The 16,292-nt window shown below is 50.7% G+C and carries 14 protein-coding genes and 1 tRNA gene; 5 read left to right on the top strand and 10 right to left on the bottom strand.

Features of this window, described 5'->3' with window-relative positions:
- The first annotated feature begins 329 nt into the window (after positions 1–329).
- The 4 genes from B3355_RS01755 to prmB all read left to right on the top strand — a co-directional run bounded on the left by B3355_RS01755 (position 330) and on the right by prmB (position 4,769).
- The gene (locus B3355_RS01755; RefSeq protein ID WP_292779641.1) at positions 330–2,285 is read left to right on the top strand and encodes a putative bifunctional diguanylate cyclase/phosphodiesterase; all 1,956 of its coding nucleotides are present in this window, start codon (positions 330–332) and stop codon (positions 2,283–2,285) included.
- 79 nt (positions 2,286–2,364) lie between these two features.
- Positions 2,365–2,718, top strand: coding sequence for an ArsC family reductase (locus B3355_RS01750; RefSeq protein ID WP_019881762.1), 354 nt, complete (start codon positions 2,365–2,367; stop codon positions 2,716–2,718).
- Between the two features lie 4 nt (positions 2,719–2,722).
- Complete coding sequence (dapE, locus tag B3355_RS01745) at positions 2,723–3,865, top strand: succinyl-diaminopimelate desuccinylase (RefSeq protein WP_292779639.1); 1,143 nt, start codon at positions 2,723–2,725, stop codon at positions 3,863–3,865.
- A 1-nt stretch (position 3,866) separates the two neighbouring features.
- Positions 3,867–4,769, top strand: coding sequence for a 50S ribosomal protein L3 N(5)-glutamine methyltransferase (gene prmB, locus B3355_RS01740; protein WP_019881760.1), 903 nt, complete (start codon positions 3,867–3,869; stop codon positions 4,767–4,769).
- A gap of 71 nt (positions 4,770–4,840) precedes the next feature.
- On the opposite strand, the gene rluB is transcribed toward prmB, so the two are convergent.
- The 3 genes from rluB to B3355_RS01725 form a co-directional block, all read right to left on the bottom strand.
- Positions 4,841–5,941: a 23S rRNA pseudouridine(2605) synthase RluB gene (rluB, locus tag B3355_RS01735; RefSeq protein ID WP_019881759.1), complete on the bottom strand. Its 1,101-nt coding sequence runs from the start codon at positions 5,939–5,941 to the stop codon at positions 4,841–4,843.
- 98 nt (positions 5,942–6,039) lie between these two features.
- Positions 6,040–7,725 (bottom strand): single-stranded-DNA-specific exonuclease RecJ, encoded by a 1,686-nt coding sequence (gene recJ, locus B3355_RS01730; protein WP_292779635.1) that lies wholly within the window; start codon positions 7,723–7,725, stop codon positions 6,040–6,042.
- Between the two features lie 47 nt (positions 7,726–7,772).
- The gene (locus B3355_RS01725; RefSeq protein ID WP_292779633.1) at positions 7,773–8,747 is read right to left on the bottom strand and encodes a hypothetical protein; all 975 of its coding nucleotides are present in this window, start codon (positions 8,745–8,747) and stop codon (positions 7,773–7,775) included.
- A gap of 203 nt (positions 8,748–8,950) precedes the next feature.
- Between B3355_RS01725 and B3355_RS01720 the strand changes: the two genes are divergently transcribed.
- Entirely contained in the window at positions 8,951–11,053 is a 2,103-nt protein-coding gene (locus B3355_RS01720) for a putative bifunctional diguanylate cyclase/phosphodiesterase (protein ID WP_047514225.1), read from the top strand.
- A gap of 158 nt (positions 11,054–11,211) precedes the next feature.
- On the opposite strand, the gene B3355_RS01715 is transcribed toward B3355_RS01720, so the two are convergent.
- From B3355_RS01715 to rpmI, 7 genes are all read right to left on the bottom strand, one after another.
- Positions 11,212–11,288: transfer RNA gene (locus tag B3355_RS01715), tRNA-Pro, on the bottom strand.
- Between the two features lie 106 nt (positions 11,289–11,394).
- Complete coding sequence (locus B3355_RS01710) at positions 11,395–11,823, bottom strand: MerR family transcriptional regulator (protein ID WP_047514228.1); 429 nt, start codon at positions 11,821–11,823, stop codon at positions 11,395–11,397.
- A 14-nt stretch (positions 11,824–11,837) separates the two neighbouring features.
- Positions 11,838–12,152: an integration host factor subunit alpha gene (locus B3355_RS01705; RefSeq protein WP_018985782.1), complete on the bottom strand. Its 315-nt coding sequence runs from the start codon at positions 12,150–12,152 to the stop codon at positions 11,838–11,840.
- A gap of 90 nt (positions 12,153–12,242) precedes the next feature.
- A complete protein-coding gene (pheT, locus tag B3355_RS01700) occupies positions 12,243–14,591 on the bottom strand; it encodes a phenylalanine--tRNA ligase subunit beta (RefSeq protein ID WP_292779626.1) in 2,349 nt (782 codons plus the stop codon).
- A gap of 50 nt (positions 14,592–14,641) precedes the next feature.
- Positions 14,642–15,643: a phenylalanine--tRNA ligase subunit alpha gene (gene pheS, locus B3355_RS01695; RefSeq protein WP_292779624.1), complete on the bottom strand. Its 1,002-nt coding sequence runs from the start codon at positions 15,641–15,643 to the stop codon at positions 14,642–14,644.
- 75 nt (positions 15,644–15,718) lie between these two features.
- Positions 15,719–16,078: a 50S ribosomal protein L20 gene (rplT, locus tag B3355_RS01690; RefSeq protein WP_019881751.1), complete on the bottom strand. Its 360-nt coding sequence runs from the start codon at positions 16,076–16,078 to the stop codon at positions 15,719–15,721.
- A gap of 10 nt (positions 16,079–16,088) precedes the next feature.
- Positions 16,089–16,286 carry a 50S ribosomal protein L35 gene (gene rpmI, locus B3355_RS01685; RefSeq protein WP_019881750.1) on the bottom strand — a complete coding sequence of 66 codons (198 nt, stop codon included), beginning with the start codon at positions 16,284–16,286 and terminating at the stop codon, positions 16,089–16,091.
- Positions 16,287–16,292: the final 6 nt, after the last annotated feature.

The following is a 16,292-nucleotide window of genomic DNA, read 5'->3' as shown; positions in this document are numbered from 1 at the left end:
ATTGGGAATCACGCCTTAAAAGGATTCCGTCCCTCAAGTTATGTAGAGGACGGGGCGATATTAAGAGTGATTCTCACCTGACGATATTCGATATAGGGTTGTCGATCATCGTTTTATGTTATTCGGAGTGTTAAAGGACGGAGAGTCAGCAGGCAAGAAACAAAACGCAGTAGAGTCACACCACTAACAATCACAATGACCGTGCAACTTTTATGATCCCAACTCACATGCTTATTTTGCTGCTCTTCACATCCAGTGTCATTGGATGTTTTTTTGCATTTAAGCTCGTAGACAATCTGCGTATCGCCGCGGCAAAAGATCATGATGCCTTGCTCAAAAAATACGCTGCACTCACCGCTGCTGGCATTTTCCTGCTGCATGCCGGTTACCAACTCGCAGCAGATAACTTTCCCAAAATCACTCAACATCCGGTCGATTTCATTGGCAGCCTGCTGTGCGCTTACCTGCTGTCACTGTCTTTACTCAAAACCGTTAACAAAAAGAAATTGCCGCTGCGCGATTTGCTGTATGCCTCCTTGGCGGCAGGCGTCAGCGGCTATTTACTATCTTACTTCTTTCAGATCAGTGCTGGTGCCATCAATATCCGCATTGACACCTGGACCGCATTATTCGCGCTATTTCTCGCCTGCCTGACCTCGGCACTGGCGATTGTGACTATCCTCTGGCTGAAAGGTTACGAAGGCAAAGCGCTGCATCGCCTGAAATGGATGTTTTCGGTCGAAATTGCGCTGGGCTTCCTCGCCTCGCACACTGCCATTAACCTGAGCATCGTGCATAACAATATGCTACTCAGCCAGCCAACTGACCAGACAGGCAACTACCTCATGCTGTTACTGGTGCTGGTACCGGTGCTGCTATTTATCACCTCGTTTATCCTGGTGATTTTCTATGAGCGCAATGTCGATATCACACAAAGCAAACTGACATTCCGCAATACGCAGACTGTGAACAAAAAGTTTCTGGCCTACGACCCGCTCACACACCTGCCTAACCGCGATGCCTTGAACCAGCATCTGATCATCAGCGCCAAACGCTGTGACCGCAATGGCGAGTCGCTGGCATTAGCGTATATCGACCTCGACCATTTCAAACCGGTCAACGACCAGTTTGGCCACCACATCGGCGACCTGTTGCTGATTGAAGTTTCCAAACGCATCAGCAATGCCATCCGCAATTGTGACTATGTCGCACGCGCCGGCGGCGATGAGTTTATTGCTGTACTCAGCGAAATCGAGAACCACCAAAGCGTGGTCACCGTAACACAACGTATCGTGGATGCCTTGCGTGAGATTTTCATTATCGAAGACCACGTCATCGAAATCTCCTGCTCCATTGGCGTTTCCATGTATCCGCAGGATGGCAATCTGCAAAAACTCAAATTAAATGCTGACGCAGCAATGTATAAAGCCAAGGAAAACGGCAAAAACCAGTATCGTTTCTTTGATGCTGAAATTGAGCAAGCATCAGATGAAATGCAGCAAACGCGCGTGGAGCTCAAACAAGCCATTACGCACCAAGAGTTCAGGTTGCTATTTCAACCAAAAGTCGATGCTCTGACGCGTATCGTGCATGGTGCAGAAGCCCTCTTGCGCTGGCAACACCCAACACGCGGCCTGCTCTCGCCTAACAATTTCATCGAAGCGGCCGAGCGCTTTGGCATGATTGAAGAAATCAATGCCTGGGTGATTTCGCAAGCCTGTAGCACCATCAAACAGGCACGTGAACGTGGCATAGACTTGAGTATTTCGGTCAATATGTCCAACCAGCAATTCCGCAATAAACAACTCAGCTCACTCATACAGTCGATTCTTGAGCAACATGAAGTCGAAGCACGCAATCTGATCCTGGAAGTCTCAGAAACCAATGCCATCCATCACCAGGCGCAATTCCAGGAAACCTTGCGCCACTTTAAGCAGCAAGGCCTCAAAATCTCGCTGGATGACTTTGGCCTGCACCCCTTCAGCCTCACGCATCTGCAAGACCTCGAAATCAGCGAAGTCAAACTCGACCGCACCCTGACCAAAGGGGTAGCAGCCTCCAATACGGCACTGCTAATTGTAGAAGCCATTGTTAAACTGGCGCACGCGTTGGACTTGAATGTTGTGGCAGAAGGCGTGGAAGACGAAGACCAGCGCAAAGCCCTGGTCAGCATCGGTTGCGACCAAATGCAAGGCTTCCTGTTCTCCAAGCCAGTTGAGCAAAAATTCCTGTTTGACGTCTTCAGTGAACTACAGTTGAAGTCGACCACGCAAAGCCTGTTTTAAAGCAAGCGCTGTTGCAACAATAAATTGCAACGCCCGCACTTCTGGCTGGTAAAATAAGCTTTTTACCTGATTATCCGCCATGAAACTATACGGCATCCCTAATTGCAATACCGTCAAAAAAGCCCGCGACTGGCTGGAGCAACATGCCGTTGCTTATGAATTCCATGACTTTAAAAAACTCGGGCTGGACAATGCCACCGCGCAATCCTGGTTGCAACAGCAACCATGGGAAAAACTGGTGAATCGTAGCGGCATGACCTGGCGCAACCTGACTGAAGCCGAAAAAAATGCGGTTGTGGATGCTGCTTCTGCGCAGGTTTTAATGCAAGAAAAAACCTCGGTGATCAAGCGCCCTATCGTCGTTAACAACGACAAAATCGTCGCCCTCGGCTTTAATGAAGCCGATTATGCCCAACTGTTTGCCAAAGAATAAGCCTATGTCAAAAACACTGGATCTTGCCATTGACCTCCTGAAACGCCGTTCGCTGACGCCGGAAGATGCGGACTGCCAGGAAACCATGATTGCCCGTTTGGAACCGCTGGGATTCAAGATTGAGCGTATGCGCTTTGGCCAGGTAGATAACTTTTATGCGCGCCGCGGCACGACCGGCCCATTGATCGTATTCGCCGGACATACCGACGTCGTACCAACCGGCCCGCTGGATCAATGGCACACGCCACCGTTCGAACCAACCATTAAAGATGGCATGCTGTATGCCCGTGGCGCAGCTGATATGAAAACATCTCTGGCAGCCTTTATTACCAGCATTGAAGAGTTTGTGGCAGCACACCCAGACCACCCAGGCTCGATTGGCCTGCTGATTACGTCAGATGAAGAAGGCATTGCCATTGAAGGCACGGTGAAGGTGGTTGAAGCGCTGCAAGCGCGTGGTGAAACCTTTGACTACTGCATCGTCGGCGAGCCGACCAGCAACAAAGTGGTCGGTGACATGATCAAGAATGGCCGCCGTGGCTCATTGTCTGGCAAACTCACGGTCAAAGGTATCCAGGGCCATATTGCCTACCCGCACCTGGTCAAAAACCCGATTCATTTGGCCGCTCCAGCAATCAAAGACATGGTGGAAACCGTGTGGGATAGCGGTAACGAATACTTTCCGCCAACCTCGTGGCAAATCTCCAATATGAATGGCGGCACCGGTGCAACGAATGTCGTGCCAGGCGAGGTCGAAATCCTGTTTAACTTCCGCTATTGCCCCGAGGTCGATGGCCAGGGCAGCTCTGAACAAAGTCTGCGTTCGCGTGTACATGCCATTTTGGATAGCCACGGCTTTGATTACGCGCTGGAATGGGAACACAACCAGTCCTACATCACACCACGCGGCCAGCTGGTAGCCGCCATCAGCCAGGCTATTACGCAAAGCTATGGCGTCACCCCTGAACTATCCACCACAGGCGGCACCTCCGACGGCCGCTTTATTGCCGATATTTGCAAAGAAGTGATCGAATTCGGCCCGCTCAACGCGACCATCCATAAACTGAATGAATGTGTCGCGGTGGCAGATATTGAACCGCTGAAAGAAACCTATAAGCGCACCATGGAACTTTTACTACTAAAATAATATGACAAGCAATTTACACACTATCCGCGACTGGCTGCGTTATGCCGTCAGCCGTTTTGAAAACTCTGATATTTTTTATGGCCATGGCACCGACAACAGCTACGATGAAGCTGTCTGGCTGGTCATGAGTGCGCTGCATTTGCCGCATGATACGCTGGATAATTTTCTCGATGCACGTTTAACCACAGAAGAGAGCCAGCACTTGGCAAGCCTGATCGAAAAACGCGTCACCGAGCATACGCCAACGGCCTACCTGGTGAATGAAGCCTGGTTACGCGGCTATAAATTCTACGTCGACGAGCGCGTAATTGTGCCACGCTCATTTATTGCAGAACTGCTGGAAGATGGCCTGCAACCTTGGGTAGAGTTTCCGGAAATGGTGGAATCGGCAGCTGACATTTGCACGGGCTCCGGCTGTCTGGGTGTATTGCTGGCAGAGACCTTCCCTAACGCGCATATTGATGTGGTAGATATTTCGCCAGATGCGATAGATGTCAGCAATATCAATATCAAGCGCTACGGATTGGAGCACCAGGTGCAAGCGGTGCAATCTGATATGTTTACCGCGCTCAAAGGCCGTAAATACGATGTCATCATCAGTAACCCACCTTATGTCGATGCGCCCAGCATGGCAGAATTACCTGCGGAATACCGTCAGGAACCGCAGCTGGCTCTGGGCAGCGGCATTGCCGGGCTGGATCATACGCACACCTTATTAACGCAAGCGGCTGACTATTTAAATGATGGCGGCGTACTCGTGGTAGAGATTGGTCACAATCGCGACGCTTTGCACGACGCTTATCCGGACTTGCCATTCACCTGGCTGGATACCAGCGCAGGCGACCAGTTTGTATTTATGCTGACGAAAGAGGACCTGGTCGAAGCAGGTTTGCACATCGAATAAACGGAGTAGCCTCTGTTAACCACAAAAAAAAGCACTTCAAAAGAAGTGCTTTTTTTATAACTCGAAACAGCTTAACCACGTCCGCGATCACTGCGTTTCTTCGCGCCCGTATTCAGGCGCGCATTCTGGCGTGATGCCTGTAGCAGATCTGACTCCTGACGAATGCGGCGGTTGGCCGTTGGTGCGCGTGCCGGGCGCTGCTCAGGCGTGGCAGGTGCATTCGCGGTTTCCAGCAAGCTGCGGCGCTGTTTACGCACTTTGGGCACAAACACGCGTGTGGCACGGTCTTTTTCGTGTGGACTCAATTGCTTGAGCGGTTTACGTGGCACAGGTAACCCTGCCCACTCCAGCAAAGCGACTACCTGTTTTTGCTCCAGTTTAAGCATGGTGCCACGTTTGAGGCGTGGCGGCAGTGCCACCGGGCCAAAACGTACACGCATCAAGCGGCTGACCGGCAAGTGATAGGCCTCGAATAAACGACGCACCTCGCGGTTACGGCCTTCTTTAATCACTACCTGATACCACTTATTGGCGCCTTCGCCACCACTGGCATAAATGCTCTCAAAATTGGCTGGGCCATCTTCAAGCTCAATGCCTTGTGTCAGTTGAGCCATCTGATCCTGGTTAAGTTCGCCCAGAATACGCACCGCATACTCCCGCTCCACTTCGTAGCGTGGGTGCATGAAACGGTTTGCCAGCTCGCCAGAGTTGGTAAATATCAGCAAACCACTGGTGTTCATATCCAGGCGGCCAATGGCAATCCATTTACCTTGTTTGATGCGCGGCAACTTATCGAATACGGTGGCACGGCCTTCGGGGTCATCCTGGCTCACCAGTTCGCCTTCCGGCTTGTGGTAAAGCAATACCTGCGGCAGTTCAGCCTCAAACGGTAAATGCAGAATGCGGCTATCCAGACGGACGATGTCATGCTCATCCACCACCGCACCGACTTGCGCCACCTGGCCATTAATCGTGATACGGCCACTTTCAATCAGTGTTTCCATATCGCGGCGTGAGCCAAAGCCCGCCAGTGCCAGTAACTTGTGTAAACGCTGGCCGGAACGCGATGCGGATGGCACCTCATCGCCAACCGTCTCTACCGGGGCGGCTGGGGGCGCTTTAGGGGGACGTGTCGCAGAAGTGGCTTTAGGGGATTTAAATGGGCGAGCCATGCTTAACCTCTTGAATGAAGGCTGTATTTTACCGTATTTAGGGCATTCACTCTAAGGCTAAATGCAATTAGCAGCCAGAGGCCTCACAGAGGCCCACTTTAAGCGGTCACGGCGTGTACGACTTGCAACTGCAAATTGCGCGCACCATTAAACTCATTCACTTGTAAGGCATAGGCAATCTCTACCTGCTCAGGCAAAAACTCGGCATGCTGAAAATAAATCGCATCGAACTGCTGATGCTGTTTTTGCAGGCGTAATTTCAAGTGTTTCTCGCCCAGCACCTTTTGCTGCAGCACCTGAAAAGTGTCATAGAACACGGGTTGCGGAAAGCCCTGGCCCCACACTTGATCTGCGATCGCTTCTGCGGTTTGCATGGTCATCTCTTGCGCGGCCAATGCACCGTCTGTTTCCAGTACTTCCTGCAAGATTTCAGCATCGATCAGGCTTTGCACCACGTGCTCAAATGTTTGCTGAAACCGGGAAAAATCATCGGCACGTATGCTGAGGCCTGCAGCCATCGCATGACCACCAAACTTGATAATCAGGTCAGGCTGCTGCTTGGTGACCAGATCCAGGGCATCACGCAAATGCAGACCAGCGATGGAGCGGCCAGAACCCTTGATGAAGCCATCACCCGCATCAGCAAACGCAATCACCGGCCGATGGAACCGCTCTTTAATGCGCGAGGCAAGAATGCCGATAACCCCCTGGTGCCAATCCGGCTGGAACACGCTAATCGTATATTGATCATCACGAAAATCCTGCGTCAAATCTGCCATCGCATCCCATTGCATCTCGGCTTCAATCTGCTTGCGCTCGGCATTCAACACGTGCAATTGCTGCGCATATTGCATCGCCTCCTGCGGTGTTTCTGCCAGCAGACAACGAATGCCGATAGTCATGTCATCCAGCCTGCCTGCGGCATTGAGGCGTGGCCCGACATAAAAACCCAGATCCTGTGCATTCACTTGCGAAGCATCACGCCCGGCCAATTTTAAAATGGCCAGGATGCCTGGGCTAGCCTGGCCCTGCCGGATACGTTTGAGCCCTTGCCTGACCAGAATGCGGTTATTGGCATCCAGTTTCACCAGATCGGCCACCGTGCCTAAAGCCACCAGGTCGAGCAGGCTGCCCAGATGGACGCCATCATCGCTTAATTGACCACGTTGCTTGAGCTCGGCACGCAACGCAATCAGCACATAAAACATCACCCCTACGCCAGCCAGGTGTTTACTCGGGAAATCACAGCCGCGCTGGTTAGGGTTAACGATACAATCTGCAGCCGGCGTTTGCTCGGCAGGCAAATGGTGATCGGTAATCAGCACCTGCAAACCAAGTGCTTTCGCCGCAGCCACGCCATCAATGCTGGCAATGCCGTTATCCACCGTGAGAATCACATCTGGCTGCTGTTTAACCGCCAAGGCAACAATTTCAGGTGTGAGGCCATACCCATATTCAAAGCGGTTAGGCACCAGAAAGTCGACCTCGGCACCCATCATCCGCAACCCACGCATGGCGACACTGGTGGCTGTGGCGCCATCGGCATCATAATCGCCAATGATTAAAATACGTTTTTTCTGCGCAATGGCATCTGCCAATTGTTTCGCCATGTCAGCCGCGCCCGTCAAGGCGTCCGGCTTGAGCAAATGCGGCATTTCCTGCAACGACCAATCCTCAGCAGTGACCGACCTTGCGGCCAGGAGCCTGGCTAACAAGGGTGGCAAGCCTTGCGTTTGCAGGGCTGCAAAGGTGGTGTCGGAATAAGCGCGTTGCTGAATTTTCATCTTGTGTTCATCATGGGTCATTAACAACTATCCGCAACAACTATCCGCTAGTGGCTTCTCATCAGCGTTGCTTCAAGTTGTTGCAATAAAGTTTCGAGGTCAGGTGATTTTCGCCAAAACTGCCAGCGTAATTGTTTTTTATAATGCACTTCAACGCTGCGCTCGGCAAACGGCAACACCAGTTTCAATGCTGAAATACGACCAGCCTGTAAGGCGTTTGATAAAGCGGGCCAATCACACGTTTGCCATGTGTCTGCAATCCATAGCGCTTGCTGCATGTGTTCATCAGCCAGCATCGCTGCCATGGATAATGACCGCATGGCCGGCAATGTGCTGGCTTGCAGCCCGTCGAATACGTCACCCTGTCCCGCAACCGCATCCCACTCATGTTGCCAGGCGGGGATATCGCCGACGCTGGCAAACCATAAACTGTTTAATTCAGTTGGCCAGTCAGCAGCCTCAGCAGAATGCGCTGCCTGATGCAGCAGCATTTGTATTTCATTGCTCCATTGCCTGATCACCGCCGCATCCGGCCCTTGTGGTTGCCATTGAAAAGCCTGCTGATACAAACAATCCTGCGGCCATTTGCACTGTGCCTGCATGTCGCGCACAGGCTGCACCCACCAGAATCGGCGACTGCTATCCTGCTGCATCACAAAATCATCAGCAAAATGTGTTTGCAAACGCTCAGTCAATGCGGCGTAGACGGCTTCTGCCAAAGGCACCACCGCCTGCAAACTAAATGTATCCCGCCGCATCCCTAGATGCACCGGTAACAAGCAAAATGACGGGCGAGCTGGCCACATCTGCCGGGCTGACAGCACGGCCGACACAGGCATATCAGACGGACTATCTTCACGCACGGCGAGTACATCGAACAATGCGCGCAGTGGCGGCAACGGGCTGACTTTCCATTGTGCTTTTAGCAACATCGGGCATTGCGCAATCACGGATTGAATCATCTCAACCGGCTGGGCAGCGGCATCAGACAGGTAATCTGTGATATAAATTTGCTGTATCATGCGAAAACAAATACACTAGGTTGATGATAAAAAAACTTAACAATTTGACGCATTTAAGCTACAAGCCAAGAAAATTGTTACTGCTATAATCATTGCGACTTATACACGAAATCTGGGGGGATGTCATGAATCGAAATCTATGGCAATGCTGCCAGCCTGTGTATATGCCTGCTGATTCAATTTAAACAGACTCCCTGGAATCCATGCCTTTCTTCCAAAACTTAAGTATCCAGTCCAGATTACTGTTATTCGTCATCGGACCGGTATTCGCGTTATCCTGTATTTTATTGTTGTTTGATTTCAAGGAACAACTGCAACGGGAAGAAGACAAGCTTAGCCAGCACGCCCTGACCACCGCAAAATTTCTGTCTGCGGTGATACATAATCAAACTGAATTGCATAGCAAAGACTATATCGGCCGGTTGCTCAAAGCCAGCCAACTTAACCGGGAACCCTATTTATCCCTGATTATTTCCGATGCGGATAATCAGGCCATCGCCAATCTTGGCACCTCTTTCAACATTAGCGAAACCTTGCCGCAACAAGACACCATCGTCATGCAACAAAACACGCATGACATCACCATGGTGAAAGTATTTTCAACTGAATCCACGCACCGCTTGCTGGGATATGTGTTTGTCGCCATCGACAAAGGCTCGCTGATCGAAGATCACCGCCAGGCGTTTATCAAAAATGTCGGCTACATCACCTTGGCACTTATATTATGCTCCATCCTCGTCAGCTGGGTGAGCCGCTCAATCAGCCAGCCGATTCGAGACATGACCTCGGCCCTCAAACGCTTTGTCATCGGTAGCCAGCAAGTCAGCCAGGGCAAAAATACTCTGCCGGAAATCCAGTCGCTGCAAAGTACGATTAATCAAATATCAAGAGATATGCAGCATGTCGAAGCTGATATGCGTCACCGCATTCAAGACGCGCAAGCGCAGCTGCGCTACCAGGCGCGCCACGATGCCTTAACCGGCCTGGTCAATCGACAAGAGCTGGAAAGACGGTTGCAACAAGCGTTGCAGGATGTCAAACAACACCGCGCCAATCATGTATTCTGCTACATGGATCTTGACCAGTTCCGCGTCATCAATGACACTTGCGGCCACTTGGCCGGGGATGAAATGCTGCGCCAGATCAGCATGATCCTCAGCCAGCGCATACGTGCAGAAGACACGTTTGCACGCCTGGGCGGCGACGAGTTCGGCCTGTTACTCAGTTACTGCCAGGTCGAAAAAGCCATCGAAATTGCGGCGCAACTGCGGCAAATGGTTGAAACTTTCCGCTTTATGCATGAAGGCCGCTTGTTCCAAACCGGCATCAGTATCGGCATTGTCGAAATCACCACCGCTTTAAAAGATGTGGGTGAAATCACCCGCCATGCTGACGCAGCCTGCTACGTAGCTAAAGATAATGGCCGCAACCAGATCCACCTGTTCCATCCTGAAGACGACGTTTTACTCAAACGCCACGTTGAAATGGAATGGGTATTACGCATTAATGAAGCCATTGAGCACAATGATTTTGTGCTTTACTGCCAGGGCATTTTCCCGCTGCAACAAAAAGAATTGCCGCCTTTTTATGAGATTTTGATCCGTAAACGCGACGAACATGGCGGCATCATCCCTCCGGCTGAATTCCTGCCATCGGCAGAGCGCTACCACCTGATGACCAAGATTGACCGCTGGGTCATCCAGCATGCTTTCATGGCGCTACAACCGCTGTTTAAAATGCAATCCAGCGTCAACCCTTTCATTGTCAGCATCAACCTGTCCGGCATGTCCTTAGGGGACGCTCAACTGCTGCCTTACATCCAGAGTTGTTTCGAAACCTACGATATATCGCCTGGCCATGTCTGCTTTGAAGTCACTGAAACCTCAGCCATCATCAACATCGACAATACGATCAAGCTGATTAAAGAACTGCAAAAGATGGGCACACGTTTTATGCTGGATGATTTCGGAAGCGGCATGTCGTCATTCAGCTACTTGAAACACCTGCCAGTCGACTTTCTTAAAATGGATGGCGCTTACGTCAAAGACATCACCAGCAACCAGGTGGATCTTGCCATGGCCAAAGCCATCCAAAGTGTGGCGCAATCGATGGAAATCCAGACCATTGCCGAATACGTCGAAGATGAAGCCACGCTGGACTGCCTGAAAGACATGGGCGTCGCTTATGCTCAGGGTTTCTATTTAAACCGCCCGATGCCCCTCAGCGAAGCATTGGCACGCCATATTGGCACCATCAGCACTCAACAACAAATCGCTGCCGCAATCGCACCAGATATGACTATTTAAGCAGAATTGTAGCGACCAGTGACCGTGATGTTGCTGGTCACAGGCTGACGTCAGTTTTATTTAGTAATTCAAGATCAATGTAGATATGGGCCAAGAGTACAAGAGCGCCCTGAAACAGATTTTTCTGCGGATACGTATTAACTACAGAAATGTTTGATTGGTCGGAACGGTGTGATTCGAACACACGACCCCTTGCACCCCATGCAAGTGCGCTACCAGGCTGCGCTACGCCCCGACGTTGGACTCGAACAGGAACCTGCTCGAAAAAGAAGGCTGCATTATAAAACAAAACCGCATATTCGCTAAGCAGAATATGCGGTTTTATCAGCGCGCGAGCCAGTTCAGGCTGGGGCTTTTAACAGTTGAAGTACTTGTTGAATTTGATCCCTGAGGGCGGCAACATCGACCACCGGCAGTTTGGCATCCTCGGCAATCAATGACGACGTATTCGTGGTTGCTGCACTGGACACCTCAGCGGCAGACCGAGATTTGTCCATTTTTTCATCTACGCCATCCAGTCGATTGCGTGCGCCGCTAATGGTAAAGCCTTGCTCGTAGAGCAGCTCACGGATTTTACGGATCAGCAATACTTCATGATGCTGGTAGTAACGACGGTTACCGCGGCGTTTAACCGGTTTGAGCTGGGTAAACTCCTGCTCCCAGTAACGCAAGACATGCGGCTTGACCCCACACAACTCGCTGACTTCACCGATAGTGAAATAGCGTTTGGCAGGGATAGGCGGCAAGGTGACTTTTTGCGTTTCTACCATGTTTGGGAGTCAGATCAGGCTTGTGCTTGTAATGGTTGTTCTGCGTAGTGTTCTTCTACGCGTAATTTTAATTTCTGACTGGCGTGAAAAGTCACCACACGACGTGCAGAAATTGGAATTTCTTCACCAGTTTTCGGGTTACGGCCAGGACGCTCGGATTTGGTACGCAACTCGAAGTTACCAAAACCAGACAGCTTAACGCTATCGCCTTGCTCCAGCGCATTGCGAACTTCTTCAAAAAACGCTTCCACCATGTCTTTGGCTTCACGCTTGTTCAGCCCGACTTGTTCAAACAACAAATCGGCCAAGTCAGCTTTTGTGAGTGTCATTAACGATCCCCTGAACCTTCTTATTATGCGAGATGCTTGTGTTGTATCAACTGTTATCCTTGGTACTATCTAATGATGATCCCAATGATATTATCTTAGTGACGCAGCAAATTTGGATGACCAGTTGTTGAGGATTTTTGCCACGATGGTATCCACTTCCTCATCGACCATTGTCTTGCAAGTATCTTGCATAAGTACAAGAAATGCAAGGCTTTTTTTGTTTTCGGGCACACCTTTACCATGATAAACGTCGAACAATTTCACCTGTTTTAGCTGAGAAATGTTCTCATTCATCACTGCATCAATCATCGCTTGAGCTGATACAGATTGCTCAACGACCATCGCTAAATCTCGACGAACCGGCAGGAATTTGCTGACCTCACTATAGGCAGGCACCTGGGTTGCCAATGCAGCATCGGCATCCAACTCAAACAGGTAACAGGCACTGGTTAATCCATATTGCTGCTGCCATTGTGGATGCAATTTACCTAACCAACCGACCGCTTTGTCACCCAGGTAAATGCGGGCTAACTGGCCTGGATGCAAAGCAGGATGTTGCTCAACAGCAAAGTGCACCGGTTGCGCAAATAGCGCCTCCACATGTGCTTTGGCATCGTAAAAATCAAAAGCGCGAGCCTCTGCAGCCCATTGTTCAGGCTGCACACTGCCGTAGACCAAGCCAGACAAAGTCAATGTTTCAACAAAGCCTTGCGCGCTCTTCTCATAACGGGCGCCCAATTCAAACAGCATGGCACGTGTTTGCTGGCGTTTGAGATTGTAATCCAGCGCATCCAACAAACCACCCCACAAGCCGGAGCGCATCACGCTCAGGTTGCTGGCAATCGGGTTTTTAAGCGCAATTGGCTGGGCGTTACCGTATAAATCACGCTCCCAGTTGGCATCGACAAAGCTATAAGTCACCACTTCCTGATAGCCATGGTTGACCATCACGTCGCGCAGCCAGTGTTTGCTGCGTGTCGCTTCTGGTGCCACAAGCATGCCTTGCGGGGCAACCGGAGTCAGTGCAGGAATATGCTCATAACCATGCAGGCGGGCGACCTCTTCAATCAAGTCCTCTTCACGCGCAATATCAAAACGGAAGCTAGGTGCGCTCACATTAAACACACCGTTAGCTTCGGTATACACAAATCCCAATTGCGTCAGTAACTGACCCACTTGCACCAGGCTAACGTCTATACCCAGAATCGACAGCAGATAAGCATGACGCAACGCAACTTGCTTGCGCACAGGTAGTTGTGCAGTCACCGCGGTCACAGCACCAGCCTGACCACCACAAATCTCCAGCACCAATGCTGTCGCACGCTCCAGCGCATTCAAGGTATTACCGAAATCTACACCACGCTCAAAACGGTAAGAGGAGTCTGTGCTTAAACCCAAACGGCGTGCTTTGCCCGCCATGACATCAGGTGTAAAGAAAGCGCTTTCGAGGAAAATCGCTTGTGTGGCATCAGTCACCGAGCTTGGTTTGCCGCCCATGACGCCTGCCAGTGCGACCGGGCCATTGCCATCGGCAATCACCAGATCATCTGCCTTCAAAGTCACTTCTGTGTCATTTAGCAAGGCCAGTTTTTCACCGGCCTTGGCAAAACGGACTTCGACCTCGCCTTGCAATAGCGCATAGTCAAACGCATGCATAGGCTGGCCGAGTTCAAGTAATACATAATTGGTGATATCCACCAAGGCACTGATACTGCGGATGCCGCTGCGCTCCAAACGGCGCACCATCCAATCGGGCGTCTTGGCTTGGGCATTCACACCGTCAATCACGCGGCCATAATAAGCCTGGCAAGCGTCTGCTGCATTTAACGTAACGGTTTTGGCAAGATGGCTGCTGACAGCTGCCGCTTCAATCACAGGCACGGTTATTGGTGCGCCAGTCATGGCAACCACATCGCGGGCAATGCCCAAAATGCTTAAACAATCAGCGCGGTTAGGCGTCAATTTCAACGTATACGTGCTGTCATTCAATGCCAGATATTCACGAATATCCTGGCCAACAGGCGCATCGGCTGGCAGCTCCAAAATACCATTGGCTTCTGTCGCAATGCCCAGCTCTTTGGCAGAGCACATCATGCCGAAAGACTCTACGCCACGCACTTTGGCTTGTTTGATCTGAATCCCTGGCAGCTCGGCCCCCACCAACGCACAAGGCGCTTTCAGGCCCGCGCGTGCATTCGCTGCACCACAGACAATCTGCAGAATTTCTTCGCCGACTTTTACTTTACACACTTGCAAGCGGTCTGCATCCGGGTGTTTGGCAGCTTCCAGAATCTCCGCCACCACCACATGGCTAAACGCAGGGGCGACTGGGGTTAACTCTTCAACTTCCAGACCAGCCATGGTCAATGCGTGACCAAGTTGCGCGGTATCCAGTGATGGATTCACCATGGAACGTAACCATTGTTCGGAGAACTGCATATGTGTCTAACCCTGTATTAATTCGGTATTTAAAGTGCGTGGAGGCTGGATTATTTAATAAACTGCTGTAAAAAGCGCAAATCGTTATTAAAGAAATGGCGCAAATCATTGACGCCGTAGCGCAACATGGCCAAGCGCTCTACGCCCAAGCCAAAAGCAAAGCCACGGTATTCATCACTATCGATATTCACGTGTTTGAGCACCTCAGGGTGCACCATGCCGCAACCACCAATTTCCAGCCAGCCGCCATTCCAGCTCATATCCATTTCGGCTGAAGGCTCGGTAAACGGGAAGAAGGATGGGCGGAAACGCACGGTCAAATCATCGCGTTCAAAGAATTTTTGCAGGAAATCCTGCACCACGCCCTTGAGGTTGGCAAAGCTAATTTGTTCATCCACCCACAACCCTTCCACCTGGTGGAACATCGGTGAATGTGTCGCATCAGAGTCGACGCGGTAAACACGGCCAGGGGCAATAATTTTCAGCGGTGGCGTATTGTTTTCCATGTAATGCACTTGCACCGGCGACGTATGCGTACGCAAGACGTGCTCCATGCTGTCATTACCGCTATCAATGTAAAAAGTATCATGCATGGCACGTGCCGGATGGTTGTCCGGAATATTCAGCGCCGTGAAATTATAAAAATCGGTTTCAATTTCAGGGCCATCAGCCACACTGAAACCAATTGAGTGAAACAATTCTTCTACACGGCGCAACGTGAGTGTCACCGGATGCAAACCACCGGTCGATTGCGCGCGCGCAGGCAAAGTCACATCGATGGTTTCACTCGCCAGCTGTTTGGCTTGTGCAGCGGCCAAGATACTGTCACGGCGGTCATTCAAGGCTTGCTCAACGGCTTGTTTAACCACATTAATCGCTGCACCAGCTGCTGGACGCTCTTCAGCAGTCAATTTACCCAGCCCTTTCAAGGCTTCGGTCAGCGCGCCAGATTTTCCCAGGTATTTGGCCTTGGCGTTTTCCAGTGCAGGAACATCATGACAAGCCGCAAAGTCTTGTGCGGCTTCTGCGATTAAGTGATTGAGATCAGCCATCGTGCGTATTCTTTAAGTTTTGAGTCACATTAAAATAAAAAAAGAGGCCGCAGCCTCTTTTTTTGGTAGGTCTGATTAGGCGCTTAAACCTGTTTTAGCCAATTCTACGAATTTAGCAAAAGCAGCTTTATCGAACACGGCCAGATCAGCCAGTACTTTACGGTCAACTTCAACCGCAGATTTTTTCAGACCGTTCATGAAACGGCTGTATGTCAAACCAGCTTCACGGGCTGCCGCGTTGATACGGGCAATCCACAATGCGCGGAATTGACGTTTTTTCTGACGACGGTCACGGTATGCGTATTGACCGGCTTTCATTACCGCCTGTTTGGCAACACGGTAGACGTTCTTACGACGACCACGGTAACCTTTAGCAGCATTTAAAACTTTTTTATGTCTTGCGCGTGCGACGACACCACGTTTTACTCTAGGCATGTCGGTCTCCTTATTGTGTTGGCATCATTGCGCGGACGCGTTTCACGTCAGTCGCAGAAATAATGGAAGTACCGCGCAGCTTACGCTTTTGCTTGGTGGTTTTCTTGGTCAGAATATGGCGCAAGTGAGAATGTGTACGCTTCACTTTACCGTTACCCAAGAACTTGAAGCGCTTTTTGGCGCTGCTCTTTGTTTTCATCTTTGGCATTTTTTT

The organism is Methylophilus sp. UBA6697 (assembly GCF_002454655.1).
Lineage (GTDB): Bacteria > Pseudomonadota > Gammaproteobacteria > Burkholderiales > Methylophilaceae > Methylophilus.
The sequence above is the reverse complement of the archived record's forward strand: the minus strand, read 5'-3'. Positions and strand labels throughout refer to the sequence as shown.